Raw genomic sequence first — 24,866 nt, forward strand, 5'->3', positions numbered from 1 at the left:
TACAAGAGAAAGTGCACCGTCGCGTAGGCCCGATGAGCGTAGCGCCATCGGGCATTAACTATCCGGTACCGGGTGGCGGTTACGCTTTGGTGGCAATAAGAATGGCCGAGGCTTTGATCAGCGCGATGACCCGGCTTCCCTGGCTCAGTTTCATCTCTTGCTGACTTTCGTTCGTCACGACCGCGACAATGTCAAAACCGGCATCAGTTTTGATGTGTACGGTGGCGTTAACGGCGCCTTCGGTGACCTGTGAAACGCTACCGGCAAACTGGTTGCGGGCAGAGAACTTCAGACCGCAGTCTTCAGTCGCCAGCGTCACCCACGGCGCTTTGATCAGCGCAATGGCTTCTTTTCCTTTCGCCAGACCCAGTGCCTGCTGACTGCTATGGGTCACAATCGCGACCAGTTTTGCGCCGCCAGCCAGCGTCAGTTCAACTTCATCATTCACTGCGCCAGTGGCAACTGCACTGACTGTACCGGTTAATTGATTACGTGCTGATACCGCCATACTGCCTCCTTTCGTTGAGTTATCACCCAGTATAGCCACAATGGCTAAACCAGCGCATCCTTATCAATACCTAATCGCTTCATACGCGACAACAACGTGGTTCGTTTTAGCCCCAGCCGCTGCGCAGCACCTTTAGGGCCGGCGACAACGCCATTGGTCTCTTTCAGTACCCGCATAATCAGCTGGTATTCATCTTCGCCATCCTGTGCGACTTCAGTTGCGACCGGAGGCGGGGGCGTCTGCGTGGTGATATCCGGTAGGGATAATTGCAGCACGTTGCCTCGGGTCAGCAGAACGGCGCGTTCCACTACGTTTTCCAGTTCGCGGACGTTACCCGGCCACTCCATGCTGCTCAAGGTACGAAGCGCTTCGGCAGGAATACTGTCGATATTGCGCCCCATCCGGCGAGCGATTTTAAAGGTGAAGGCTTTCACCAGCAGTGGGATATCTTCCGGGCGCTCGCGCAGCGGAGGTAAATGGATCGGGAAAACGTTCAGCCGGTAATACAGATCGTTACGGAATTCCCGATCGGCAACCATTTTTTTCAGATCGCGGTTGGTGGCGGCGATCAACCGAACGTCGGTTTGGATCAGCTTGTTGCTGCCCAGGCGTTCAAATTCCTGCTCCTGAAGTACACGCAGTAACTTCGGCTGGAGTTCCAGCGGCATGTCACCGACTTCGTCGAGGAACAGCGAGCTTTTATCCGCCAGCTCGAAACGGCCAATTCGCTGTGTGCTGGCCCCGGTAAACGCGCCGCGCTCGTGACCAAACAGGTCGCTTTCCAGTAATCCGGCAGGCATTGCTGCGCAGTTCATCTTCACCATCCGGCGGGCATTACGTCCACTCAGATTATGAATCGCTCTGGCGATCAGCTCTTTACCCGTACCTGTCTCACCCAGAATCAAAACGGTACTGTCGCTTTGCGCCACCATTTCGACCTGTTTGAGTACGCTGTACATGGCTTCGCTGCGACCGATGATTTCGCCGAACTCACTGTCCACATTGTTCAGTTGCTCGGTCAGCGCCAGGTTTTCATCGACCAGACGTTCTTTCAGGCGATGTATCTCCTGATAGGCAAGCGCGTTATCTACCGCAATGGCTACGCGTTCGGCAATCTGGCGCAACAGTTTCAGGTTGGCGGTGGTGAAAACTTTTTCTTCACACTGCGCCAGTTTGAGCACGCCAAGCATCGTATTGCCGGACATCAGCGGCAGCAGGCACAGCGTTTGTAACTGGTTACCCCAGGTTTCGAACAGCATGCGTTCATAAGGCGCCAGGGTATCGCGTTCGCTCAGGTTAATCAGCAGCATCTCTTTGCTGCGGAACACCCGCTCGGAAAGCGTGCCCGCTTCATCCACTTCACTTTGTTCGTGAGCCGGATGATTCTCATCCAGATAGTGGGTGGAGTAGATGCTCAACTTATTTTTGCGATCGCTACGTAATACGATGCTGATGGCATCGATGTCGAAATAGTGGTGGATCTCTTTGGCGACTTCGCTGACCAGTTCGTCAATGTCCAGTCGGGAGAGTACCGCATTGGTGATAGCGACGAGGATACGAAAGTTATCACGTTCGCGGCACAGCAAATCGTAATCGACGTTGTTGCTGACCCTGCTCTGAATTTGTTCCGCAACGACGCCGACTATCTGGGTGAAGGTCTGTAGCCGGTTGTACTCTTTTTCACTCCACGGGCGATCCTCGTTGCGGATAAACTCGCAGCCGCCAAAGATGCGTCCGTCCGCCGCCAGCGGCAGCAAACAGTAGTGACCAAATTCAGAATACAACCCGCCAGAAGCCAGCTGTGGCCAGGTTTCCGAAAACTCATGATAGTTACAGTGCAGCGCATCGGGGCGAGACAGAATACGACGAACCGGACCGTGTGCCAGTACCGTTTCGTCTTCATAGTCGATGGGTTTACCATTTTCACGCGTCGCAAAATAACGCGCACGCTGCGTCTGTGCCTGCCATAACACAATAGCCGCGCAGTCGGCCAGCGCTGAACGCTTGACCAGCTGCGAAAGCGCCTCACTAAGAGACTGAAGATCGGGCTGCTGTAATAATGTACGAGTAATATCGAACAGGCCTTGCTGTCCGAGGTCACTCATCGGTGTATACGACATATTGCTTTTCCAGGGAAAACACCGCAGAACGGTGCGAAAACGGTAAATGAATTATAGGTATAAGTCGTAAATTATTGCCGGATGGGTCGGGTATTCAAACCATAGGCCTGATAAGCAAAGCGTCATCAGGCAGTAATACAGTGTTAATGCCGGATAACGACCCAAACGCGGTTTATCCGGCCAGGAACAGATTGCCAACCGGCTGCTAGCATATACGAGGTAATGGTTCGGCGTGTGGTAAATCGAGGGTCCGTTTCACGCCGTACAGTCCGGCAAGGCGTACGCCTTTACGTTCAACCACTTCACCGATTAGCGCAGCATCGCGTCCTAAAGGATGGGCGTGGAGTGCGGCGAGTACGGCTTCAGCAGCCTGACGTTCAACGGCAATCACCAGCTTGCCTTCGTTGGCAAAGTTGAGCGCGTCCAGACCCAGCAGTTCGCAAACGCCACGCACGGCAGGTTTCACCGGCAGTGCCGCTTCAGACAACTCAATGCCAAATCCGCAAGAGGCCGCAAATTCATGTGTTACCGCATTTACGCCGCCGCGGGTGGCATCACGCAGCGCTTTCACGCCAGGAATATCGCGTAGCGTCTGGATAAGCGGCGTTAACACCGCACAGTCGCTGACCAGTTCGCCATCAAGCCCCAGCTGTTCGCGCAGGTTGAGGATAGTCGCACCGTGATCGCCAAGCGTACCACTTACCAGCAGCACATCACCCACGCTCAGGGTTTGCGCCCCCCAGTGAATATTGGCGGGAATCGCGCCCATACCGGCAGTGTTGATGAACAGTTTGTCCGCGGCGCCGCGCTGCACCACTTTGGTATCGCCGGTTACGATAGCAATACCCGCTTCACGGGCGGTTGCTGCCATGCTGTTCACGACGGTTTTCAGCGTGTCCATTGGCAGACCCTCTTCGAGGATAAAACCGCAGGAGAGGTAGCGCGGTATCGCGCCGCTGACCGCGACATCGTTAGCCGTACCGCAGATTGCCAGCTTGCCAATGTTGCCACCGGGGAAGAACAGGGGGTCGATAACGTAGCTGTCCGTTGAAAACGCCAGACGATCGCCTTCTGCGACCAGTTGCGCCAGTTCCAGGCGCGCCTGATCTTCCTGTTCTGCCAGCCACGGGTTAGCAAAAGCTTCCATAAACAGACTGTTGATCAACTGCTGCATAGCCTGACCGCCGCTACCGTGGGCGAGTTGTACGCTGTTCATGCTTCACACTCCTGCTGACGATACTGATACCAGGCGGCACATGCGCCTTCGGAGGAGACCATCAGGGCACCAAATGCGGTCTCCGGGTTACAGGTTTTACCAAATAATGGGCACTGATGCGGTTTGCATCGACCAGTCAGTACCTCTCCGCAACGGGCGCGCGGATCGTCATAGACCTGCTGCGGCGCAGGCTGGAAATGCGCTTCGGCGTCAAAACGCTGATAGTCAGGCGTCAGGTGAACGCCGGATGATTCGATCACGCCCAGACCTCGCCATTCGCTGTCACCGTTGACACTGAATACGTCGGCGATAGCCTGTTGGGCTAACGCGTTACCGGCATCCGGTACCACGCGGCGATACTGGTTCTCAACCTGGCTTTGGGCCGCTATTTTCTGCTCAATCAGCATCACCACGCCTTGCAGTAGATCAAGCGGCTCGAAACCGGCGACCACCAGCGGGCGATGGAAATCTGAGGCAATGAAATTATAGGCGTCAGTGCCAATCACCATACTGACGTGACCCGGCGCCAAAAAGGCGTCGATACCGTTGTCCGGCTGTTCCAGCAGACTGCGCAGCGTTGGGATCAAGGTGATGTGCTGGCAGAAAAAGTAAAAGTTCTGCACATCGCGCTGTTTGGCCTGCTGCAGAGTGATGGCGGTTGTCGGCATGGTGGTTTCAAAACCCAGGCCAAAGAACACCACTTTGCGCGTTGGGTTTTCTTCGGCCAGCTTCAGCGCATCCATCGGGGAATAGACGATACGGACATCCGCGCCGCGTGCTTTGGCCTGTAGCAGTGAGCCCTGTTTTCCTGGGACACGCATCGCGTCGCCAAAGGTGCAGAAAATCACTTCCGGGTGGCTGGCGATTTCGACACAGCTGTCAATTCTGCCCATCGGCAGAACGCACACCGGACAGCCTGGACCGTGAATAAACTCCACGTTTGCGGGCAGAAGCTGATCGAGACCGAATTTAAAGATAGCATGGGTATGGCCACCACAAACTTCCATAATGCGTAGCGGGCGTTCAGCGGTGTAGGAGAGGTGAGCAGCACGTTCGCACAGATGCTCTATCAACTGCATCACCTGTTCTGGTGCGCGATATTCGTCAACAAAACGCATTTATTTTTCCTCGCCATACAGCAACGCGCCGACATCCGGCTCAACGTCAAACATGTTTTGCAGCGCGTCGAGCGTGTCGCGCGCTTCTGCTTCATTAATGATGCTCATGGCGAAACCGACGTGAACCAGTACCCACTGGCCCAGACGTGGCTCACCCTTTTCATCACAGCTCCCGACCAGCGTCAGATCGACGTCGCGCTGAATACCGCAAACATCGACCTTAGCCTGGTTGCCATCAATGGTGCGGATTTGACCCGGAACACCTATGCACATCGCTGATTCTCCAGCCATGACAGCCATTGATCCATCCCTTCGCCGCTGGTGGCGGAAATCAGGATGATTTCAATATCCGGGTTCACTTCCCGGGCGCTGGCGATGCACTTTTCAACATCAAAATTGAGGTAAGGCAGCAGATCCACTTTGTTGAGCAGCATCAGTGATGCAGCCGCAAACATGTGCGGGTACTTCAGCGGCTTATCTTCGCCTTCGGTAACAGAGAGCACGGCGACTTTATGACGCTCGCCAAGGTCAAAGCTGGCCGGGCAGACCAGGTTACCAACGTTCTCAATGAACAGAATGCCGTTGTCATCAAGCGGCAGACGTGGCGCGGCATCGGCAATCATTTGCGCATCGAGGTGACAACCTTTACCGGTGTTGACCTGGATTGCGGGGGTGCCGGTGGCGCGAATACGGGCGGCATCGTTAACCGTCTGCTGGTCGCCTTCAATGACGGCACATGGCACGCTGTCTTTCAGCTTCATCAGCGTTTCGGTCAGCAGCGTCGTTTTACCGGAGCCAGGGCTTGAGACAAGGTTCAGTACCAGATGCTGACGGGCAGCAAAGCGGGCGCGGTTGCGCTCGGCCAGACGATTGTTTTTGTCCAGCACGTCTATTTCGACTTCCAGCATGCGGCGCTGGCTCATGCCTGGCGCGTGGGTGCCTGCTTCACCGTGACCGTAGTGCAGATCGCCTTCAGCGGTCTGGCTCGGTGCGAAACTGGAGGTTTTCACACCGGTAATATTCAGTGCCGGGCGAGCCGCCGGGGCAAATGGCGCGCTGCGGAACGCCGAGTGGGGGTTATGTTCATCACCCTCTATATATAGGTTGCCTTCAGCGCAACCACATGTCGTACACATCGCTCACTCCTGATCTTTATCTTGCGGTATATCTGTTGCCGGGTGGCGGCTTTGCCTTATCCGGCCTGGCAGGTGTCACCGGAATTAGTCTTTGGCGTCGCCTATTTCAATTCTTCGAATCTGTAAGCCATCGTCGGCCACAATTCTCAGCATATCGCTATTGCATTGCGGACACCGACGCACGCGCTGCGTCAGCAACGTGACGTATTGCTGACAAGATTCGCACCAACATTCGGCTTCTTGTTCTTCGAGGTGGAGTTTACAACCTTCTGCAAGGGTGCCACGGCATACCAGATCAAAACAAAAGGCGAGAGCGCTGGTTTCTACGCAAGAAAATGCGCCAATTTTGAGCCAGACCCCAGTTACCCGCTTTGCGCCGTGTTGGGTGGCCTGTTGTTCAATCAATTCCAGTGCCCGTTGGCAGAGGGTTATTTCGTGCATATCGCCTCCTAAGATGTTGCCGTTTTAAAAGCAATAAACATGCCAGGTTGAATTTTTACGTTCGTGACAATGTCGACGATGACGAAATGACATGTCGTCATCGCACCATGAATCAATAACCATATGAAAATAAACAATATTAATTTTGGCATGAAATGTGCTTAAGGCTGTTCATCTCTGCTAAACGGGTAACCTGACATGACTATTTGGGAAATAAGCGAAAAAGCCGATTACATCGCTGAACGGCATCGTCGCCTACAGGACCAGTGGCGTATCTACTGCAACTCGCTGGTTCAGGGGATCACCCTGTCAAAAGCGCGTTTGCATCATGCGATGAGCTGCGCGCCGGACAAGGATTTGTGCTTTGTCCTTTTTGAACACTTCACTATCTACGTCACGCTGGCGGACGGCTTTAACAGCCACACCATCGAGTACTACGTTGAAACGAAAGACGGTGATGATAAGCAACTGATTGCACAGGCAGAGTTGACCCTCGACGGTAAAGTCGATGAGCGCATCAGCAACCGCGATCGCGAGCAGGTGCTGGAGCACTATCTCGAAAAAATCGCCAGCGTCTACGACAGCCTGTACACCGCGGTTGAAAACAATATGCCGGTGAATTTAAGCCAGCTGGTTGAAGGACATAACCCGGCTTAAGCCTCGGGTGTTGCCCACTTGAGTCATGATGCGGTTTGTTCTGCATCACGACGGTTTAGGGAATGGGCATGTCGAAAAATGTCGAAATGACATTTTACAGACATGTTTTCGTCAAAAATGACTATCACCTGAGGAATGCCTGGTGAATCGTTTTGTAATTGCTGACTCCACTCTTTGCATTGGCTGCCACACCTGTGAGGCCGCCTGCTCAGAGACACATCGCCAGCATGGCCTGCAGTCAATGCCGCGCCTGAAAGTGATGTTAAATGAAAAAGAATCTGCGCCGCAGCTTTGCCACCAGTGTGAAGATGCGCCTTGTGCCACAGTTTGCCCGGTTAATGCCATTAACCGTGTCGATGGCGCCGTACAGCTGAATGAAAGTCTGTGCGTCAGCTGCAAATTGTGCGGGATCGCCTGTCCGTTCGGCGCGATTGAGTTTTCCGGCAGCCGTCCGCTGCACATCCCGGCGAACGCCAATACGCCAAAAGCGCCCCCGGCTCCGCCGGCTCCTGCGCGTGTGAGCACGCTGCTGGACTGGGTTCCGGGCGTTCGCGCTATCGCGGTGAAATGCGATCTGTGTAGTTTTGACGAGCTTGGTCCGGCCTGCGTGCGCATGTGCCCGACCAAAGCCCTGCACCTGGTGAGCAATATAGATATCGCCCGCGCCAGCAAACGTAAGCGTGAGCTGACTTTCAATACCGATTTCGGCGATCTCACCTTGTTTCAGCAGGCTCAGAGTGGGGATGCAAAATGAGCGCAATTTCACTGATTAACAGCGGCGTGGCCTGGTTTACAGCGGCTGCGGTTCTGGCTTTTCTGTTTTCATTTCATAAATCGCTGAGCGGCTGGATTGCTGGGGTTGGCGGTGCGGTAGGCAGCCTGTGTACCGCAGCCGCCGGTTTTACCGTTCTGACCAATGCGCTGGCGGTGACTGGCGTGATGCCGTTTATCGGTCACAGTCTGCAAGTGACGCCGCTGAATGCTATCTGGCTGATTACGCTGGGCCTGTGCGGCCTGTTTGTCAGCCTGTACAACATTGACTGGCATCGTCATCCGCAGGTGAAGGCTAACGGCCTGCTGGTGAATCTGCTGATGGCCGCGGCAGTGTGCGCAGTGGTTGCCAGCAACCTCGGTACGCTGGTGGTGATGGCAGAAATCATGGCGCTGTGCGCGGTGTTCCTGACTGGCTGCAGCAAAGAAGGCAAGCTGTGGTTTGCGCTGGGGCGTATCGGTACGCTGCTGCTGGCGCTCGCGTGTTATCTGGTGTGGCAACGCTACGGCACCCTGGAGCTGCGTCTGCTTGACCTGCGTACCCAGGAGCTGCCGCTCGGCTCCGATATCTGGCTGCTGGGCGTGGCGGGCTTTGGCTTGTTGGCAGGGATTATCCCGCTGCACGGTTGGGTGCCTCAGGCACATGCTAACGCCAGCGCGCCGGCGGCGGCATTGTTCTCTACCGTGGTTATGAAAGTCGGTTTGCTGGGCATTCTCTCCCTGTCGCTGCTGGGCGGTAACGCGCCGCTGTGGTGGGGCGTTACGCTGCTGGTGTTAGGCATGATCACCGCGTTTGTCGGTGGGTTGTATGCGCTGATGGAACATAACATCCAGCGTCTGCTGGCGTACCACACGCTGGAAAACATCGGCATTATTCTGCTGGGGCTGGGCGCTGGTGTGACCGGGATTTCCCTCAATCAACCGGCACTGATTGCGCTGGGTCTGACTGGCGGTCTGTATCATCTGGTTAACCACAGTTTGTTCAAAAGCGTCCTGTTCCTGGGCGCGGGCAGCATCTGGTTCCGTACCGGTCATCGTGATATCGAAAAACTGGGCGGGATCGGTAAACGCATGCCGGTGATTTCTCTGGCGATGCTGGTTGGGCTGATGGCGATGGCTGCACTGCCGCCGCTGAACGGTTTTGCCGGTGAGTGGGTTATCTATCAATCCTTCTTTAAGCTCGGCAACAGCGGCGCCTTTGTCGGCAGTTTGTTAGGGCCGTTGCTGGCGGTCGGGCTGGCGATTACCGGCGCACTGGCGGTGATGTGTATGGCGAAAGTCTATGGCGTTACGTTCCTTGGCGCACCGCGCACGAAGGAAGCTGAAAACGCCTGCTGCGCGCCAATCCTGATGGGCGTGAGCGTGGTTGCGCTGGCTATCTGCTGCGTGATTGGCGGCGTGGCTGCACCGTGGCTGCTGCCGATGATTTCCTCTGCTGTTCCGCTGCCGCTGGAAACCGCGAACACCACCGTTTCTCAGCCAATGATCACGCTGCTGCTGATTGCGTGTCCGCTGCTGCCGTTCATCATCATGGCTATTTTCAAAGGCAACCGTCTGCCGTCGCGTTCACGTGGTGCGGCATGGGTGTGTGGTTACGATCACGAGCAGTCAATGGTCATTACCGCACATGGCTTTGCCATGCCGGTGAAAGAAGCCTTTGCCCCGGTACTCAAACTGCGTAAATGGCTGAACCCGGTATCACTGGTTCCGGGCTGGCAGAATGCAGCTGCCCCGGTGCTGTTCCGTCGCCTGGCGCTGATTGAGCTGGCGGTGCTGGTGGTGATTGTGGTTTCACGAGGAGCCTGAGAATGAGTGTTTTGTATCCGTTAATTCAGGCGCTGGTGCTGTTTGCCGTTGCGCCGCTGCTGTCCGGTATTACCCGCGTGGCGCGTGCGCGTTTGCACAACCGTCGCGGTCCAGGCGTGTTGCAGGAATACAGCGACATTATCAAACTGCTGGGCCGCCAGAGCATTGCGCCTGCGGATTCCAGCTGGGTTTTCCGCCTGACGCCGTTTGTGATGGTGGGCGTGATGCTGACTATCGCCACCGCGCTGCCGGTGGTGACCGTGGGTTCTCCGCTGCCGCAGCTGGGTGATTTGATAACCTTAATCTACCTGTTCGCGATTGCCCGTTTCTTCTTTTCTATCGCCGGTCTGGATACCGGTAGCCCGTTCACCGCAATCGGCGCCAGCCGTGAAGCGATGCTCGGCGTACTGGTTGAACCTATCCTGCTGCTGGGTCTGTGGGTCGCGGCGCAGGTTGCGGGTTCAACTCATATCAGCAATATCGCCGATACCGTTTATCACTGGCCTGCGGCGCGCAGTATCCCGCTGATTCTGGCGCTGTGCGCCTGTGCCTTCGCCACCTTTATCGAAATGGGCAAACTGCCGTTCGACCTGGCGGAAGCAGAACAGGAACTGCAGGAAGGTCCACTGACCGAATACAGCGGCAGCGGTTTTGCGGTGCTGAAATGGGGCATTAGCCTCAAACAGTTGGTGGTTCTGCAAATGTTCGTCGGCGTATTCCTGCCGTGGGGACAGATGGAAACCTTCACCGCGGGTGGGTTGCTGCTGGCGCTGGTGATTGCCATCGTCAAGTTGGTCCTCGGCGTGCTGGTCATCGCCCTGTTCGAAAACAGCATGGCGCGTCTGCGTTTTTGCGCCACTTCACGCGTGACCTGGGCCGGTTTTGGGTTTGCGTTTTTAGCGTTCGTCTCCTTGCTGGTGGCGTGATTTAAGAGAGTTTGAGCATGTCTGAAGAAAAATTAGGTCAACACTATCTCGCCGCACTGCACCAGGCCTTTCCGGGTGTGGTGTTGGATGAAGCCTGGCAGACCAAAGATCAGCTGACAATTACCGTCAAAGTGAACTATCTGCCTGAAGTGGTGGAGTTCCTGTACTACAAACAGGGCGGTTGGTTGTCCGTACTGTTTGGTAACGACGAACGCCAGTTGTGCGGTCATTACGCCGTTTACTACGTGATGTCGATGGAGCAGGGTACCAAGTGCTGGATAACCGTCCGCGTTGAAGTTGATGCCAATAAACTGGAATTCCCGTCTGTTACGCCACGCGTTCCGGCTGCGGTCTGGGGTGAGCGTGAAGTGCGTGATATGTACGGTTTGATCCCGGTGGGGCTGCCGGATGAACGTCGTCTGGTCCTGCCGGATGACTGGCCGGACGAACTCTATCCGCTGCGTAAAGACAGTATGGATTATCGTCAGCGCCCGGCGCCGACTACCGATGCCGAAACCTACGAGTTCATCAACGAACTGGGCGACAAGAAAAATAACGTGGTGCCAATTGGCCCACTGCATGTGACCTCCGATGAACCGGGGCACTTCCGTCTGTTTGTTGATGGCGAAAACATCATCGACGCCGACTACCGCCTGTTCTATGTCCACCGTGGCATGGAAAAGCTGGCAGAAACCCGCATGGGTTATAACGAAGTGACGTTCCTGTCGGACCGTGTTTGCGGCATCTGTGGTTTTGCCCACAGCACTGCGTACACCACCTCCGTTGAGAATGCGATGGGTATCGTGGTGCCGGAACGCGCACAGATGATCCGCGCCATTCTGCTGGAAGTTGAACGTCTGCACTCGCACCTGTTGAACCTCGGCCTTGCCTGTCACTTTACCGGTTTCGATTCCGGCTTCATGCAATTCTTCCGTGTACGCGAAACGTCCATGAAAATGGCGGAAATTCTCACCGGGGCGCGTAAAACATACGGTCTGAACCTGATCGGCGGGATCCGTCGTGACCTGCTGAAAGAAGACATGATCCAGACCCGCCAACTGGCGCAGCAGATGCGCCGTGACGTGCAGGAACTGGTCGACATGTTGCTCAGCACGCCGAACATGGAGCAGCGTACCGTGGGTATTGGTCGTCTGGATCCGGAAATTGCCCGCGACTTCAGTAACGTCGGCCCGATGGTCCGCGCCAGCGGTCACGCACGTGACACCCGCGCCGATCACCCGTTTGTCGGTTATGGTCTGCTGCCGATGGAAGTTCACAGCGAGCAGGGTTGCGACGTTATTTCGCGTTTGAAAGTCCGTATCAATGAAGTTTACACCGCTCTGAATATGATTGACTTTGGCCTGGATAACCTGCCGGGCGGTCCGTTGATGGTGGAAGGCTTTACCTATATTCCACACCGTTTTGCGCTGGGCTTTGCCGAAGCGCCACGCGGAGATGACATTCACTGGAGCATGACCGGCGACAACCAGAAACTGTATCGCTGGCGCTGCCGTGCGGCGACCTACGCGAACTGGCCGACGCTGCGCTACATGCTGCGTGGCAACACCGTTTCCGATGCCCCGCTGATTATCGGTAGCCTCGACCCTTGCTACTCCTGTACTGACCGTATGACCGTGGTCGATGTGCGTAAGAAGAAGAGCAAAGTCGTGCCGTACAAAGAACTTGAGCGCTACAGCATCGAGCGTAAAAACTCGCCGCTGAAATAAGGAATCGCCATGTTTACCTTTATCAAAAAAGTCATCAAAACTGGGGCGCCGACGTCGTCGTATCCGCTGGAGCCGATCGCGGTCGATAAAAACTTCCGTGGTAAGCCGGAACACAATCCACAGCAGTGCATTGGCTGCGCAGCCTGCGTGAATGCCTGTCCGTCCAATGCGTTGACGGTTGAAACCGATCTTGTCACCCATGAGCTGGCGTGGCAGTTCAACCTCGGTCGCTGCATTTTCTGTGCCCGCTGCGAAGAAGTTTGCCCGACGGCGGCAATCAAGCTGTCGCAGGAGTATGAACTGGCGGTGTGGAAGAAAGAGGATTTCCTGCAGCAGTCCCGCTTTGCGCTGTGTAATTGCCGCGTATGTAACCGTCCATTTGCGGTGCAAAAAGAGATTGATTACGCCATTGCGCTGCTGAAGCACAACGGTGATAGCCGTGCGGAAAACCACCGCGAAAGCTTTGAGACCTGCCCGGACTGTAAGCGCCAGAAATGTCTGGTGCCGTCTGACCGTATTGAACTGACTCGCCATATGAAAGAGGCCAGCTGATGAGCAATTTATTAGGCCCACGTGATGCCAACGGTATTCCGGTACCGATGACGGTGGATGAATCCATTGCCAGCATGAAAGCGTCGCTGCTTAAAAGCATCAAGCGTTCAGCGTACGTTTACCGTGTGGACTGCGGCGGCTGCAACGGCTGTGAAATCGAAATTTTCGCCACGCTTTCTCCGCTGTTTGATGCCGAACGTTTCGGTATCAAAGTCGTTCCATCACCGCGTCATGCGGATATTTTGCTGTTCACTGGCGCGGTAACCCGTGCCATGCGCTCTCCGGCACTGCGCGCCTGGCAGTCTGCGCCAGACCCGAAGATTTGTATCTCCTACGGTGCCTGCGGTAACAGCGGTGGTATTTTCCACGACCTATACTGCGTATGGGGCGGTACCGACAAAATTGTACCGGTGGATGTGTATATTCCTGGCTGTCCTCCGACGCCTGCGGCAACGCTGTACGGTTTTGCGATGGCGCTTGGCCTGTTGGAACAGAAAATTCATGCACGTGCGCCGGGCGAACTGGACGAACAACCTGCTGAAATTCTGCATCCGGATATGGTTCAACCGCTGCGCGTGAAGGTGGATCGCGAAGCGCGTCGTCTGGCAGGTTATCGCTATGGTCGCCAGATTGCCGATGACTATATGCTGCAGTTAGGGCAGGGTGAGCAGCAGGTGGCACGCTGGCTGGAGGCGGAAAACGATCCGCGTCTGACTGAGATCGTCACCCATCTTAACCATGTAGTCGAAGAGGCGCGTATCCGATGAGTGAAACGGTGGTGTTCAGTCAACTGAGCCGTAAGTTTATTGATGAGAACGATGCAACGCCCGCCGAGGCGCAGCAGGTTGTCTATTACAGCCTGGCGATTGGTCACCACCTGGGGATCATCGATTGCCTGGAAGCGGCGTTAACCTGCCCATGGGATGAATATCTGGCGTGGATTGCCACACTTGCCGAAGGCAGCGAAGCCCGACGTAAAATGGAAGGTGTGCCAAAATACGGGGAAATCGTCATCGATTTTAACCATGTGCAAATGCTGGCGCGCGCGTTTGACGACGCACGCGCCGTGCAGACGCCGCAGCAACAGGAATGGAGCAAGCTGATGCTGAGTATGCTTCATGACATTCACCAGGAAAGCGCTATCTATCTGATGGTGAGGAGACACCGTGACTGACGTTTTATTATGTGTGGGTAACAGCATGATGGGCGATGACGGCGCGGGGCCGCTGTTGGCGGAAATGTGTGCTGCAAATCCTCAGGGCAACTGGGTGGTCATTGATGGCGGCAGCGCGCCGGAGAACGATATCGTCGCGATCCGTGAACTGCGCCCTGAGCGTCTGTTGATTGTGGATGCCACCGATATGGGGTTAAACCCTGGTGAGATCCGTATCATCGATCCTGATGATATTGCCGAGATGTTCATGATGACCACGCACAACATGCCGCTGAACTACCTGGTCGATCAGTTGAAAGATGATGTTGGCGAGGTGATTTTCCTTGGCATTCAGCCGGATATCGTCGGCTTTTACTACCCGATGACACAGCCAATCAAAGAGGCGGTTGAAACCGTGTATCAGCGATTAGCCGGGTGGGAAGGCCACGGTGGATTCTCCGAGCTGGAAGTGCTGGAAGAGTAAACCGTATCAGTGCCGGATGTGAGTGACATCCGGCCTGTTTCCCTGCGTATCCTCGTCACTCAGTCGCCAGCTCAATAATTAATTTCCCCTGCATCACTGACACATTCACAGCCGTACCGGTAGGAAACCCGGCCTGTTCCAGCCAGTCGCCGTTCAGCGTGAGTGAAGCGTGCCGACTGATTCGTCGCGTGTAGCCCGTTTTGGGATCTTCATGGCGTTTTCTGACATAGCTGACTTTCAAACGACGCATGGGTTTGGTGATAGCTACTGCTATTTTGTCATTTTTATCAGACATGCCTTCTTCCTTGTAGTGAACGGCCAGGATTAAAAACTACTGAATAAAATGCCAGTAAAAAAGGATGAGGGCAAACCTGAAACTGGAAGGGCGATTCCACATTGAGAATGCAATTAATGAAATGAAAGTGTTTTGCGGGTAGATTTCATGGGCGATTTGCGTCGCGATTGGACGCCTTATCTTTATGCCGGGAGATGGGGTTTTTACACCGCCAAAAAGCTTCACCGGCGAGCTTATTTATCGCGACGCCATTGCTCCGTCAGTTTCACGTTGACCGCTGTCATTAGTCATCGTCACTAGTGACGATGACACCCCTTACTGTACCAGCATAAAATAAAAATCCTTAAATAACAGTTGATTAAATTCTGGCACGATTTGTGTATGTTTCGGCTGATAATCTGTCATTGCTGGAGAATTTGATGAACCGTTTCATCATTGCAGACGCCAATAAATGCATTGGTTGCCGTACCTGTGAAGTGGCCTGCGTGGTATCCCATCAGGATAACCAGGACTGCGCATCGCTGACCCCTGAAACCTTTTTACCCCGCATTCACGTGATCAAAGGCGTTAATGTCTCTACGGCGACGCTGTGTCGTCAGTGTGAAGATGCGCCGTGCGCTAACGTCTGCCCGAACGGTGCTATCAGCCGTGATAAAGGCTTTGTCCACGTGATGCAGGAACGCTGCATTGGGTGTAAAACCTGCGTTGTGGCGTGCCCTTACGGTGCGATGGAAGTGGTTGTGCGTCCGGTTGTGCGTAACAGCGGCGCGGGTCTGAACGTCCGTGCAGAAAAAGCCGAAGCCAATAAGTGCGACCTGTGCCACCACCGCGAGGCAGGTCCGGCCTGTATGGAAGTCTGCCCGACTCACGCGCTGATTTATGTGGATCGTAATAAGCTTGAGCAACTGAGCGCGGAAAAACGCCGTCGCGCGGCGCTGGATTCCACCGCATCTTTGCTGTTCTGATATCTGAAAATCCGCGTAAAATACGGTAGTACTTATGCCGGATGGCGGCTTTGCCTTATCCGGCCTACGGGGATAGATGACTGCGGGACTACTTAATGACAATAAACAACCACTCCGGCGTACAACTGCGTATTCGCGGCAAGGTACAGGGCGTCGGATTTCGCCCCTACGTCTGGCAACTGGCGCAGCGGTTACAACTGCATGGCGATGTGTGTAACGACGGTGACGGTGTGGTTGTGCGCTTACAGGAAGATCCGGCGGAGTTTATTGCGCAGTTGCATCAACACTGCCCACCGCTGGCGCGCATTGACAGCGTTGAGAGCGAACCATTCGCCTGGACGCAGCAGCCTGCCGATTTCTCGATTCGACAGAGCGCGGGCGGAACGATGAATACGCAAATTGTCCCCGATGCCGCGACCTGTCCTGAATGCCTGGTTGAAATGAACACGCCCGGCGAACGTCGCTATCGCTACCCCTTTATCAACTGTACCCACTGCGGCCCTCGCTTTACGATTATCCGCGCGATGCCGTATGACCGTCCGTTGACCGTCATGGCGTCTTTCCCGCTCTGTCCGCAGTGCGACAAAGAGTATCGCGATCCGTATGACCGTCGCTTCCACGCCCAGCCCGTTGCTTGCCCGGCATGCGGCCCGCATCTGGAATGGATCGGTACTGACGTGCGGGCTGAAAAAGAAGACGCCCTGCAGGCGGCGGTGTCACAACTGAAAGCGGGCGGTATTGTGGCCGTGAAAGGCATTGGCGGATTTCATCTGGTCTGCGATGCCCGTAACGATAATGCCGTGGCCCGACTCAGGCAGCGCAAACACCGTCCGGCTAAGCCTCTGGCGGTGATGTTGCCCGATGATAACGGATTGCCAGAGGCCGCTCGTCGTCTGCTGACAACCCCCGCCGCGCCGATCGTGCTGGTGAATAAACTCGATGTGGTTGCGCTCAGTGAGGGAATTGCGCCCGGGTTGACGGAAGTTGGGGTAATGCTACCTGCTAATCCATTACAGCATCTGCTGTTACAGGCACTGAATTGCCCACTGGTGATGACCTCCGGCAATCTCAGCGGCAGGCCCCCGGCCATTACCAACGCGCAGGCGCTGGAAGATTTACATGACATTGCCGACGGTTTCCTGCTGCACAACCGTGAAATTGTGCAGCGCATGGATGACTCCGTGGTACGTCAAAGCGGGGAAATGCTGCGCCGCTCCCGGGGCTACGTGCCGGATGCGGTTGCGCTACCGCCGGGCTTTCGCGATGTGCCGCCGATGTTGTGTTTAGGCGCAGATTTAAAAAATACTTTCTGTCTGGTGCGTGGCGAGCAGGCGGTTATCAGCCAGCATTTGGGCGATCTTAGCGATGATGGTATTCAACATCAGTGGCGTGACGCGTTGCGCCTGATCCAGAATATTTATGACTTTACGCCGCAGCGTATCGTCCATGACGCGCACCCTGGTTATGTTTCCAGCCAGTGGGCCAGCGAGATGAATCTGCCGACTGAAACGGTGCTGCATCATCATGCGCATGCTGCTGCGTGCCTGGCCGAGCACGGCTGGCCGCTGGACGGTGGCGATGTGATTGCACTGACGCTGGATGGAATCGGCATGGGCGAAAACGGGGTACTGTGGGGCGGCGAGTGTTTGCGGGTCAATTATCGCGAATGCGAACACCTCGGCGGCTTACCTGCCGTGGCGCTGGCCGGCGGCGATCTGGCGGCAAAACAGCCGTGGCGCAATCTGTTGGCGCAGTGCCTGCGTTTTGTTCCTGACTGGCAGCGTTACCCGGAAACGTCAGCGCTGCAACAGCAAAACTGGCCGGTGCTGGCTCGCGCCATCGAGCGTGGGATCAATACCCCGCTGGCCTCATCGTGCGGACGGTTGTTTGATGCCGTTGCCGCTGCACTCCAGTGCGCGCCGGAATCGCTGAGCTACGAGGGCGAAGCGGCCTGTGCCCTGGAGACGATGGCATCGCAATGTGCTGGCGTTGATCATCCTGTCACGGTGCCGCTTGATGGCAACCATCTGGACTTGGCGGCTTTTTGGCAGCAATGGCTGAACTGGCAGGCCAAATCTACAGAAAGAGCGTGGGCGTTTCACGATGCGCTGGCGCGTGGGTTTGCCAGCCTGATGCGGGAACAGGCCGAAGCGCGCAGGATTAAGACGTTAGTATTCAGCGGCGGCGTAATGCATAACCGTTTATTGTCATCGCGACTGGCATTTTACCTGGCCGATTTTACGTTATTGTTCCCGCAGCGTTTACCGGCGGGCGACGGTGGATTGTCATTGGGACAGGGTGTGATTGCCGCCGCGCGAGCGTTGGCACAAAAATAAAAAAGCCCCGGGACTGGCGGGGCAAGAAAAACATGTCGGGGCATACCGACAAATGGCAACGCACATCCATGTGCGTGAGGTTAATAAACCAGTAGCAGCGTAGCCGGATAAAGCAAAGCCGCCATCCGGCATCACGATTTACACGGGCAACGTTTTCAGCAACGCAAAGGCCTCTTTCATCCGGTCTTCACTGACGACAAACGCACAGAGCTGGCCTTCGTCGTTCATCCCTCGGGCGACCATCCCCTGCGCTTCGGCGGCAATATGCCAGTTCAGATCGCGACGCTGGGTTTCCCCGGCCAGATGTAACGGCAGTTCCGGCGTTTTGACTTTTACCAGCATGGCGGGCAGCTTCAACGGCGCGTTACCACCGAGCAGGTTTTTCGCCAGATACATGGCGCTTAACTGAATCGGTTGCAGGAAAGGCAGTACCTGACCGTTAATTTCCGCACAGTCCCCGAGTGCATAGATGTCCGGATGACTGGTTTGCAAGTAGCTGTCGACGCAAACGCCCCGATTGATGTTCAGTCCGGCGCGACGCGCCAGTGCGGTTTCCGGACGCAGACCGGTTGCAGCGATCACTGCATCAACGTCGACATTACGGTGACGATCGAGCGTGGCGCGGATACCGGTGCTGGTTTTCTCCAGACCCTGCAGTTGCGATTTCAACAGCAGATGCACACCCATATCGGTCAGTCGGTGCTGCAAACGGCTGCTGACTTCCGGCGGCATTAACGAGGCCAGAATGCTGGCGGCGTTATCGATTAGCGTCACCGCTTTACCGGCACGACAGAAATCCATCGCCAGTTCACTACCAATCAAGCCACCACCGACAATCAGTACCCGCCGGGCGTCACGCAGTTGTGTTTCACAGGCGCGGTACTCTTGCTGGCTATTCAAAGTGAGCATTAACTCACGCCCGGTAACCGGCGGCACAAAGGCCGATGCGCCCGTTGCCAGTACCAGTTTGTCGTATTCCCACTGCTGCTCCTGGCTTTTCACCACGTGAGCATCCGCGTCGATATCAGTAACCCAGGTATGCGGAAACAAGCGTAAGTTAAACTGTTCGGCAAACTCCCCCGCCGACTGGCGGGTGAGGTCGTCTGCGCGCTGTGCCTGACTGATCACGTGGCTGAGATCGGGCTTGTTGTACTCATCCATGCTGTCAGCGGCAATCAGGGTCAATGGAACCGTTGCATCCTGTTTACGGATATTTTTGACTAACTGGCGGGCGGCAAAGCCCGAACCAATAATGACAATTCCGCGGCTCATTTTGCCTCCGTTGCCAGTACGTCAAAGACGTCTTTACCTAATGAACATTCCGGGCACAGGAAGTTGTCCGGTACGTCGCTCCATGGTGTACCCGGTGCGACATCCTGCAGGGGTTCACCTTTTGCTGGATCGTAGATCCACTGGCAAACGCTGCACTGCATGCTTGGGCCTAGGTCCGCGGCAGCCGCAGCGGCACAGGCACAGGCTTCTTCCCTGGCGACGGCTTTCACGTGGGTTTCCGGCAGCGGAGCAAGTGCCCACTGACGTGCAATTTCTCGACCGTGCTGACGGCACAGTTCCAGCGCATCCAGATCCGGACGCCATTTTGCTTTCAGGCTCAGCGACATTTCAAAACCCGCATCCTGCAGGCGGGTGGACAAACGGTCTACCGCACCGCCGCTCCAGCCGTGTGAACCGAAGGCGCTGGCGCGTTTGTTACGAAAACGCAGGCCGGTCATTTCTTCCACCAGACCGGCGATTTTCGGCATCATCACGTTGTTCATGGTTGAGGTCCCGACCAGCACGCCTTTAGAGCGGAAGACGTTAGTCAGGACTTCGTTTTTATCGCTGCGGGCAACGTTGAAGATTTTCACCGCGACGTTCGGGTCCACTTCGTTGATGCCCTGGGCAATCGCATCGGCCATCATACGGGTGTTGTTCGACATGGTGTCGTAGAAAATGGTGATGCGGTCTTCCTGGTAATCCGCCGCCCATTTCAGGTACATCTCCACGATTTGTGTCGGGTTGTCGCGCCATACCACACCGTGAGAGGTGGCAATCATATCGACCGGCAGGTTGAAGCCGAGGATCTCCGTGATTTTCGGTGTGACCAGACGGCTGAACGGGGTCAGGATATTGGCGTAGTAGCGCTGACACTGTTCGAACAGTTCAGTCTGGTCAACTTCGTCGTTAAACAGACGTTCGTCGCAGTAGTGCTGACCGAAGGCGTCGTTACTGAACAGCACTGCATCGCCGGTCATGTAGGTCATCATGCTGTCCGGCCAGTGCAGCATCGGTGTTTCCACGAAGATCAGCTGTTTGCCGTTACCAATATCCAGCGAGTCGCCGGTTTTCACCACGTTAAAGTTCCATTCCGGGTGATGGTGGTGACCGTTGATGGAGTCAATGGCGTTGGCGGTGCAGTAAATCGGGGTATCCGGGATGCAGGACATCAGCTCGGTCAGCGCCCCGGCGTGGTCTTCTTCCGCATGGTTAATAATGATGTAATCGATATCTGCCAGGTCAATTTCACTGCGCAAGTTCTGCACGAATTCACGGCTAAACTTGTGGTCTACTGTATCGATCAGGACATTTTTTTCTTCACGGATAAGATAGCTGTTGTAGCTGCTGCCACGCAGCGTTTTGTATTCGGTTCCGTGGAAATCACGAACTTCCCAGTCACGTTGGCCAACCCAATGAATGTTATTTTTAACCAGAATAGACATAGCAACCTCAGTAATTAATTTCGCGTTTTTCTAAAAAAGATGTTTTGCTTATTGCAGATTGCGTGCCAACTTTTTATTTATTTGATTTATAACGATTTAATATTTATTGCCTACAAAGAGGTAGTCAAAATGACTATTCATTTCATTGTCAATATGACAATATGAATTGTCAAAATGACAATGAGGTGGTCATGAGCTTTTCTGTAGACGTGCTGGCAGGCATCGCCATTGAATTACAAAGCGGTATTGGGCATCAGGACCGTTTTCAACGCCTGATCACGACGTTACGTCAGGTGCTGGAGTGCGATGCATCGGCATTATTGCGCTATGAATCCCGACAATTTATTCCGCTGGCGATCGATGGACTGACGCAGGATGTTCTCGGCAGGCGCTTTACGCTGGAGGGGCACCCGCGGCTGGAGGCGATTGCCCGTGCCGGGGATGTGGTGCGTTTCCCCGCCGACAGCGATTTGCCCGATCCTTATGATGGGCTGATCCCCGGTCAGGAGAGCCTGAAGGTGCATGCCTGTATCGGATTGCCGCTGTTTGCCGGACAAAATCTGATCGGGGCGCTCACGTTGGATGGCATGGAACCCGATCAGTTCGATGTGTTCAGTGATGAAGAGCTTAGGCTGATTGCCGCGCTGGCGGCGGGCGCGCTCAGTAATGCGCTGCTGATTGAGCAACTGGAAAGCCAGAACATGCTGCCAGGCTCGTCAACGGCCTTCGAGCAGGTGAAAGAAACGCAAATGATTGGTCTGTCGCCCAATATGATGCAACTGAAAAAAGAGATCGAGATTGTTGCGGGCTCCGATCTCAATGTTTTGATCAGCGGTGAGACGGGAACCGGGAAAGAGCTGGTGGCGAAGGCCATCCATGAAGGTTCGCCGCGTGCGGTAAATCCACTGGTGTATCTGAACTGCGCGGCGTTGCCGGAAAGCGTGGCGGAAAGCGAGCTGTTTGGTCACGTCAAAGGGGCGTTTACCGGGGCTATCAGCAACCGTAGCGGCAAGTTTGAAATGGCGGACAACGGCACGCTGTTTCTGGATGAGATAGGTGAATTGTCGCTGGCGCTACAGGCCAAGCTGCTGCGCGTATTGCAGTACGGGGATATTCAGCGTGTGGGGGACGATCGCAGCCTGCGCGTGGATGTGCGGGTACTGGCAGCAACGAACCGTGATTTACGCGAAGAGGTGCTGGCCGGGAATTTCCGCGCGGATTTGTTTCATCGCCTGAGCGTCTTTCCACTTTCTGTGCCACCGCTGCGCGACCGCGGTGAGGATGTCGTTTTGCTGGCGGGATATTTTTGCGAGCAATGTCGGCTGCGACTGGGACTTTCCCGCGTGGTGTTAAGTGGCGGTGCGCGTAGTCATTTGTTGAACTACGGCTGGCCGGGAAACGTTCGTGAACTGGAACATGCTATTCACCGCGCCGTGGTGCTGGCAAGGGCGACAAGGGCAGGGGATGAAGTGGTTCTGGAAGCGCAGCATTTTGCCCTGCAGGATGACAGTTCCGTCCCGCCGCCGGAGGTTCTTCCCGAGGTTCCGCTGCATCATAACCTGCGTGAGGCAACAGAATCTTTCCAACGGGAGATGATTCGCCGGGCACTGGCGCAGAATAATCACAGTTGGGCGGCAAGTGCGCGGGCGCTGGAAACAGACGTCGCCAACCTGCACCGGCTGGCGAAGCGTCTTGGACTGAAGGATTAAATAATCCCTGCCTGATAGAAATCCTGCAGGTTGATAGCACCGGTGAGCTTACCGTTTTCGTCCACCACCGGCGCTGCGGTGATTTTGCGCTTCATCAGGACTTCCTTGGCATCAATCGCGCGGCTCTGCGCCTGCAGCGTGACGCCATTATGAGTCATCGCTTCGCTTACCTGAGTCGTAAGTGCGCCACCGCCAACCAGCCAGCGGCGCAGGTCGCCGTCGGTAAAGACCCCTTTCACCAGCGATTGATCGTCGCAGACCGCTACCAGCCCCAGACCTGTACGACTCAGTTCCAGCATGGCATCCATGACGCTGGTGGTGAGCGTTACCTGTGGCACAGCATCATCACGACGCATCAGGTGATGCACTTTATTTAACAGACGTGCGCCCAGCGCACCTGCCGGATGCGAGCGGGCGAAATCTTCTTCGTTAAACCCGCGTGCCTGCATCACGGCTATCGCCAGCGCATCGCCCATCATCAGCGTGTTGACGGTGCTGGAGGTTGGCGCCAGACGCATCGGGCAGGCTTCACGCTCTACTGAAATATCCAACACCGCTTTGGCTGCCAGGCCCAGTGGCGAGGTCGGTTTTCCGGTCATTGCCAGCAGGGTGACGGATTTGTCTTCCAGGCGTGGAATGATGAGATCCAGCTCTTTAGCTCCGCCAGAGTAGGAGATAAACAGCATGACATCGCGACTTTCAATCATGCCTAAGTCGCCGTGCAGCGCTTCTGCCGGATGCACAAAAAAGGCGGGTGTGCCGGTACTGGCGAGGGTTGCCGCGATTTTTTTGCCAATATGGCCTGACTTGCCAATCCCGGAAACAATCACTTTGCCTTCACAGTGGATGATAGTATTGGCGGCCCGAACAAAATCATCGCCCAGTCGCTCTGGCAGTCGACTGGCTTCCTGTAATTCCAGCATTAACGTCTGACGGCCCGCGTTCAGTAGTGCATCACTCATTGGTCTCTCCGGTTATAATCACTTCAATCCCTTTTGCTTCCAGCGCCTGACGAAACGCAGGGTTAATACCCGCATCGGTAATCAATTTGTCGACGCTTTCCAGACTGCACACAACATTGGGACTTTTGCGCCCAAATTTTGACGAGTCAGCCATCAGAATGACTTCGCGAGCGGCATTGCACATCGCTTTACTGACGCTAAACACCTCATTAAATGTGGTTACGCCGGCATTGAGATCGATGCCGTCGGTGCCCATGAAGAGTTTATCAAAGCTGAACTGCTCAAAGGCATTTTCTGCCAGCTGTCCGTGAAATGACGCAGATTTTTTACGGAATGTCCCGCCGGGCATCAGGATGGTTTGCTCGTTGTCCAGCTCTGAAAGCGCATTAACAATGTGCAGGCTGTTGGTCATGACGGTGATGTTGCTAAAGCGGCTGAGCATCGGCACCATCTGCAGCACCGTACTGCCCGCATCCAGAATTATGGAGTCGCCATCGTGAATAAAGCGAACGGCAGCTTCGGCAATTTGCTCTTTTTTATGCGTGTTGATCAGCGTCTTGTGATCGATTGGCGGGTCAGATTCGTCTTTATTCAATACTACGCCGCCGTAGGTGCGAATGACGGTTCCGGCATTTTCCAGAGTGACCAGATCTTTACGAATGGTCGTACCGGTGGTGTCAAAGTAGTGGGCCAGTTCTTCAACTGAGCATTTTCCCTGCTTTTGCAAGTGCTCCAGTATGGCAGCCTGACGCTGACGAGGTTTCATAGGCGTGATTACCCTGACTTAATAAGTTGCAAAATGATAATTTCGCAAGCTATTAGCATTCACAACGAAATTACCCATGTTTCAGTTTAAGCGCCAATGATAGTGCATTCTGCGAAAGCGGATCATGGGGAAAGATCACATCAGGCTGTAATTCATCAAGATGTTTGCCCATTATTGTGGCAATTTTGCCAGGTCTTGCAAAAACGGTAAGACCTTTCATAAATAACGTATCGGCAACCCGCTGTTGCTCATCCAGTGCGATAGCGACCACAACACGGGGTTTAAAACGCCCGCCGGAGCGGCCCACGCCGACCCGGCCCCGCTGGCAGAGCTTATCGAAAGCCCGATTAAAACGGGATATTTGCCAGCCTCCCAACGCCAGTTGCAGACACCACGCAATGGCGGCGACGGTAATCAGTGCGGAAACCATAATGTGCTCCTTTGATTTTGCCGGATGGCGGCTGCGCCTAATCCGGCCTACATAATATTCGTAGGCCCGGT

25 protein-coding genes and 1 pseudogene are annotated in these 24,866 nt (G+C 55.2%); 13 read left to right on the forward strand and 13 right to left on the reverse strand.

Annotated features, from left to right (window positions below):
- Positions 1–79: 79 nt before the first annotated feature.
- From FDX19_RS11300 to hypA, 7 genes are all read right to left on the reverse strand, one after another.
- Positions 80–508: a molybdopterin-binding protein gene (locus tag FDX19_RS11300; protein WP_003037421.1), complete on the reverse strand. Its 429-nt coding sequence runs from the start codon at positions 506–508 to the stop codon at positions 80–82.
- 44 nt (positions 509–552) lie between these two features.
- The gene (gene flhA, locus FDX19_RS11305) at positions 553–2,628 is read right to left on the reverse strand and encodes a formate hydrogenlyase transcriptional activator FlhA (protein WP_137382770.1); all 2,076 of its coding nucleotides are present in this window, start codon (positions 2,626–2,628) and stop codon (positions 553–555) included.
- Positions 2,629–2,833: 205 nt separating this feature from the next.
- Positions 2,834–3,844 (reverse strand): hydrogenase maturation carbamoyl dehydratase HypE, encoded by a 1,011-nt coding sequence (hypE, locus tag FDX19_RS11310; RefSeq protein WP_061068461.1) that lies wholly within the window; start codon positions 3,842–3,844, stop codon positions 2,834–2,836.
- The gene (gene hypD / locus FDX19_RS11315; protein ID WP_137382771.1) at positions 3,841–4,962 is read right to left on the reverse strand and encodes a hydrogenase formation protein HypD; all 1,122 of its coding nucleotides are present in this window, start codon (positions 4,960–4,962) and stop codon (positions 3,841–3,843) included. The genes hypE and hypD overlap by 4 nt, the downstream gene beginning before the upstream one ends.
- Positions 4,963–5,235, reverse strand: coding sequence for a hydrogenase 3 maturation protein HypC (gene hypC / locus FDX19_RS11320; RefSeq protein ID WP_061068460.1), 273 nt, complete (start codon positions 5,233–5,235; stop codon positions 4,963–4,965).
- Positions 5,226–6,098 (reverse strand): hydrogenase nickel incorporation protein HypB, encoded by an 873-nt coding sequence (gene hypB / locus FDX19_RS11325; RefSeq protein ID WP_124020831.1) that lies wholly within the window; start codon positions 6,096–6,098, stop codon positions 5,226–5,228. The genes hypC and hypB overlap by 10 nt, the downstream gene beginning before the upstream one ends.
- Positions 6,099–6,182: 84 nt before the next feature.
- Positions 6,183–6,539: a hydrogenase maturation nickel metallochaperone HypA gene (gene hypA / locus FDX19_RS11330; RefSeq protein WP_137382772.1), complete on the reverse strand. Its 357-nt coding sequence runs from the start codon at positions 6,537–6,539 to the stop codon at positions 6,183–6,185.
- Between the two features lie 198 nt (positions 6,540–6,737).
- On the opposite strand from hypA, the gene hycA reads away from it, so the two are divergent.
- The 9 genes from hycA (at position 6,738) to hycI (ending at position 14,615) form a co-directional block, all read left to right on the forward strand.
- On the forward strand, positions 6,738–7,196 hold the full coding sequence (gene hycA / locus FDX19_RS11335) for a formate hydrogenlyase regulator HycA (protein WP_048213032.1): 459 nt from the start codon (positions 6,738–6,740) through the stop codon (positions 7,194–7,196).
- Positions 7,197–7,338: 142 nt separating this feature from the next.
- A complete protein-coding gene (gene hycB, locus FDX19_RS11340) occupies positions 7,339–7,950 on the forward strand; it encodes a formate hydrogenlyase subunit HycB (RefSeq protein WP_137382773.1) in 612 nt (203 codons plus the stop codon).
- Positions 7,947–9,773, forward strand: coding sequence for a formate hydrogenlyase subunit 3 (hycC, locus tag FDX19_RS11345; protein WP_137382774.1), 1,827 nt, complete (start codon positions 7,947–7,949; stop codon positions 9,771–9,773). The genes hycB and hycC overlap by 4 nt, the downstream gene beginning before the upstream one ends.
- Before the next feature lie 2 nt (positions 9,774–9,775).
- Positions 9,776–10,699 (forward strand): respiratory chain complex I subunit 1 family protein, encoded by a 924-nt coding sequence (locus FDX19_RS11350; protein ID WP_137382775.1) that lies wholly within the window; start codon positions 9,776–9,778, stop codon positions 10,697–10,699.
- 17 nt (positions 10,700–10,716) lie between these two features.
- Positions 10,717–12,426, forward strand: coding sequence for a formate hydrogenlyase subunit HycE (hycE, locus tag FDX19_RS11355; protein ID WP_005130590.1), 1,710 nt, complete (start codon positions 10,717–10,719; stop codon positions 12,424–12,426).
- 9 nt (positions 12,427–12,435) lie between these two features.
- Complete coding sequence (hycF, locus tag FDX19_RS11360; protein ID WP_016154185.1) at positions 12,436–12,978, forward strand: formate hydrogenlyase subunit HycF; 543 nt, start codon at positions 12,436–12,438, stop codon at positions 12,976–12,978.
- Positions 12,978–13,745, forward strand: coding sequence for a formate hydrogenlyase subunit HycG (gene hycG / locus FDX19_RS11365; RefSeq protein WP_137382776.1), 768 nt, complete (start codon positions 12,978–12,980; stop codon positions 13,743–13,745). The genes hycF and hycG overlap by 1 nt, the downstream gene beginning before the upstream one ends.
- Positions 13,742–14,152, forward strand: a complete 411-nt coding sequence (locus FDX19_RS11370) for a formate hydrogenlyase maturation HycH family protein (RefSeq protein WP_003037385.1) — start codon at positions 13,742–13,744, stop codon at positions 14,150–14,152. Before hycG ends, FDX19_RS11370 begins: the two co-directional genes overlap by 4 nt.
- The gene (gene hycI / locus FDX19_RS11375) at positions 14,145–14,615 is read left to right on the forward strand and encodes a hydrogenase maturation peptidase HycI (RefSeq protein WP_137382777.1); all 471 of its coding nucleotides are present in this window, start codon (positions 14,145–14,147) and stop codon (positions 14,613–14,615) included. Before FDX19_RS11370 ends, hycI begins: the two co-directional genes overlap by 8 nt.
- 55 nt (positions 14,616–14,670) lie before the next feature.
- Here hycI and FDX19_RS11380 read toward each other — a convergent pair whose 3' ends face one another.
- Positions 14,671–14,910, reverse strand: coding sequence for a SymE family type I addiction module toxin (locus FDX19_RS11380; RefSeq protein ID WP_137382778.1), 240 nt, complete (start codon positions 14,908–14,910; stop codon positions 14,671–14,673).
- A gap of 166 nt (positions 14,911–15,076) precedes the next feature.
- On the opposite strand from FDX19_RS11380, the pseudogene FDX19_RS25455 reads away from it, so the two are divergent.
- The 3 genes and pseudogenes from FDX19_RS25455 to hypF form a co-directional block, all read left to right on the forward strand.
- Positions 15,077–15,184: pseudogene (locus tag FDX19_RS25455) on the forward strand (transcriptional regulator); the annotation flags it as partial.
- Between the two features lie 145 nt (positions 15,185–15,329).
- Positions 15,330–15,875 carry an electron transport protein HydN gene (gene hydN / locus FDX19_RS11390; protein WP_003037366.1) on the forward strand — a complete coding sequence of 182 codons (546 nt, stop codon included), beginning with the start codon at positions 15,330–15,332 and terminating at the stop codon, positions 15,873–15,875.
- Between the two features lie 95 nt (positions 15,876–15,970).
- A complete protein-coding gene (hypF, locus tag FDX19_RS11395; RefSeq protein ID WP_137382779.1) occupies positions 15,971–18,211 on the forward strand; it encodes a carbamoyltransferase HypF in 2,241 nt (746 codons plus the stop codon).
- 138 nt (positions 18,212–18,349) lie between these two features.
- Here hypF and norW read toward each other — a convergent pair whose 3' ends face one another.
- Complete coding sequence (gene norW / locus FDX19_RS11400; protein ID WP_137382780.1) at positions 18,350–19,483, reverse strand: NADH:flavorubredoxin reductase NorW; 1,134 nt, start codon at positions 19,481–19,483, stop codon at positions 18,350–18,352.
- On the reverse strand, positions 19,480–20,928 hold the full coding sequence (norV, locus tag FDX19_RS11405; RefSeq protein WP_137382781.1) for an anaerobic nitric oxide reductase flavorubredoxin: 1,449 nt from the start codon (positions 20,926–20,928) through the stop codon (positions 19,480–19,482). Before norV ends, norW begins: the two co-directional genes overlap by 4 nt.
- Before the next feature lie 191 nt (positions 20,929–21,119).
- Between norV and norR the strand changes: the two genes are divergently transcribed.
- The gene (gene norR / locus FDX19_RS11410; protein WP_137382782.1) at positions 21,120–22,637 is read left to right on the forward strand and encodes a nitric oxide reductase transcriptional regulator NorR; all 1,518 of its coding nucleotides are present in this window, start codon (positions 21,120–21,122) and stop codon (positions 22,635–22,637) included.
- On the opposite strand, the gene gutQ is transcribed toward norR, so the two are convergent.
- The 3 genes from gutQ to gutM all read right to left on the reverse strand — a co-directional run bounded on the left by gutQ (position 22,634) and on the right by gutM (position 24,795).
- Positions 22,634–23,599, reverse strand: a complete 966-nt coding sequence (gene gutQ, locus FDX19_RS11415) for an arabinose-5-phosphate isomerase GutQ (RefSeq protein ID WP_137382783.1) — start codon at positions 23,597–23,599, stop codon at positions 22,634–22,636. The genes norR and gutQ overlap by 4 nt on opposite strands.
- Complete coding sequence (locus FDX19_RS11420) at positions 23,592–24,365, reverse strand: DNA-binding transcriptional repressor (protein WP_137382784.1); 774 nt, start codon at positions 24,363–24,365, stop codon at positions 23,592–23,594. The genes gutQ and FDX19_RS11420 overlap by 8 nt, the downstream gene beginning before the upstream one ends.
- A gap of 70 nt (positions 24,366–24,435) precedes the next feature.
- The gene (gene gutM, locus FDX19_RS11425) at positions 24,436–24,795 is read right to left on the reverse strand and encodes a transcriptional regulator GutM (RefSeq protein WP_137382785.1); all 360 of its coding nucleotides are present in this window, start codon (positions 24,793–24,795) and stop codon (positions 24,436–24,438) included.
- Between the last annotated feature and the right edge of the window lie 71 nt (positions 24,796–24,866).

The sequence above is a fragment of the Citrobacter sp. wls619 genome (genome assembly GCF_005281345.1).
Lineage (GTDB): Bacteria > Pseudomonadota > Gammaproteobacteria > Enterobacterales > Enterobacteriaceae > Citrobacter.

What these genes read in the sequence shown, in the direction of transcription:
- FDX19_RS11300 (WP_003037421.1), bottom strand. Translation starts at nt 508, where the DNA reads ATGGCGGTATCAGCACGTAATCAATTAACCGGTACAGTCAGTGCAGTT.
- flhA (WP_137382770.1), bottom strand. Translation starts at nt 2,628, where the DNA reads ATGTCGTATACACCGATGAGTGACCTCGGACAGCAAGGCCTGTTCGAT.
- hypE (WP_061068461.1), bottom strand. Translation starts at nt 3,844, where the DNA reads ATGAACAGCGTACAACTCGCCCACGGTAGCGGCGGTCAGGCTATGCAG.
- hypD (WP_137382771.1), bottom strand. Translation starts at nt 4,962, where the DNA reads ATGCGTTTTGTTGACGAATATCGCGCACCAGAACAGGTGATGCAGTTG.
- hypC (WP_061068460.1), bottom strand. Translation starts at nt 5,235, where the DNA reads ATGTGCATAGGTGTTCCGGGTCAAATCCGCACCATTGATGGCAACCAG.
- hypB (WP_124020831.1), bottom strand. Translation starts at nt 6,098, where the DNA reads ATGTGTACGACATGTGGTTGCGCTGAAGGCAACCTATATATAGAGGGT.
- hypA (WP_137382772.1), bottom strand. Translation starts at nt 6,539, where the DNA reads ATGCACGAAATAACCCTCTGCCAACGGGCACTGGAATTGATTGAACAA.
- hycA (WP_048213032.1), top strand. Translation starts at nt 6,738, where the DNA reads ATGACTATTTGGGAAATAAGCGAAAAAGCCGATTACATCGCTGAACGG.
- hycC (WP_137382774.1), top strand. Translation starts at nt 7,947, where the DNA reads ATGAGCGCAATTTCACTGATTAACAGCGGCGTGGCCTGGTTTACAGCG.
- FDX19_RS11350 (WP_137382775.1), top strand. Translation starts at nt 9,776, where the DNA reads ATGAGTGTTTTGTATCCGTTAATTCAGGCGCTGGTGCTGTTTGCCGTT.
- hycE (WP_005130590.1), top strand. Translation starts at nt 10,717, where the DNA reads ATGTCTGAAGAAAAATTAGGTCAACACTATCTCGCCGCACTGCACCAG.
- hycF (WP_016154185.1), top strand. Translation starts at nt 12,436, where the DNA reads ATGTTTACCTTTATCAAAAAAGTCATCAAAACTGGGGCGCCGACGTCG.
- hycG (WP_137382776.1), top strand. Translation starts at nt 12,978, where the DNA reads ATGAGCAATTTATTAGGCCCACGTGATGCCAACGGTATTCCGGTACCG.
- FDX19_RS11370 (WP_003037385.1), top strand. Translation starts at nt 13,742, where the DNA reads ATGAGTGAAACGGTGGTGTTCAGTCAACTGAGCCGTAAGTTTATTGAT.
- FDX19_RS11380 (WP_137382778.1), bottom strand. Translation starts at nt 14,910, where the DNA reads ATGTCTGATAAAAATGACAAAATAGCAGTAGCTATCACCAAACCCATG.
- hydN (WP_003037366.1), top strand. Translation starts at nt 15,330, where the DNA reads ATGAACCGTTTCATCATTGCAGACGCCAATAAATGCATTGGTTGCCGT.
- hypF (WP_137382779.1), top strand. Translation starts at nt 15,971, where the DNA reads ATGACAATAAACAACCACTCCGGCGTACAACTGCGTATTCGCGGCAAG.
- norW (WP_137382780.1), bottom strand. Translation starts at nt 19,483, where the DNA reads ATGAGCCGCGGAATTGTCATTATTGGTTCGGGCTTTGCCGCCCGCCAG.
- norV (WP_137382781.1), bottom strand. Translation starts at nt 20,928, where the DNA reads ATGTCTATTCTGGTTAAAAATAACATTCATTGGGTTGGCCAACGTGAC.
- norR (WP_137382782.1), top strand. Translation starts at nt 21,120, where the DNA reads ATGAGCTTTTCTGTAGACGTGCTGGCAGGCATCGCCATTGAATTACAA.
- gutQ (WP_137382783.1), bottom strand. Translation starts at nt 23,599, where the DNA reads ATGAGTGATGCACTACTGAACGCGGGCCGTCAGACGTTAATGCTGGAA.
- FDX19_RS11420 (WP_137382784.1), bottom strand. Translation starts at nt 24,365, where the DNA reads ATGAAACCTCGTCAGCGTCAGGCTGCCATACTGGAGCACTTGCAAAAG.
- gutM (WP_137382785.1), bottom strand. Translation starts at nt 24,795, where the DNA reads ATGGTTTCCGCACTGATTACCGTCGCCGCCATTGCGTGGTGTCTGCAA.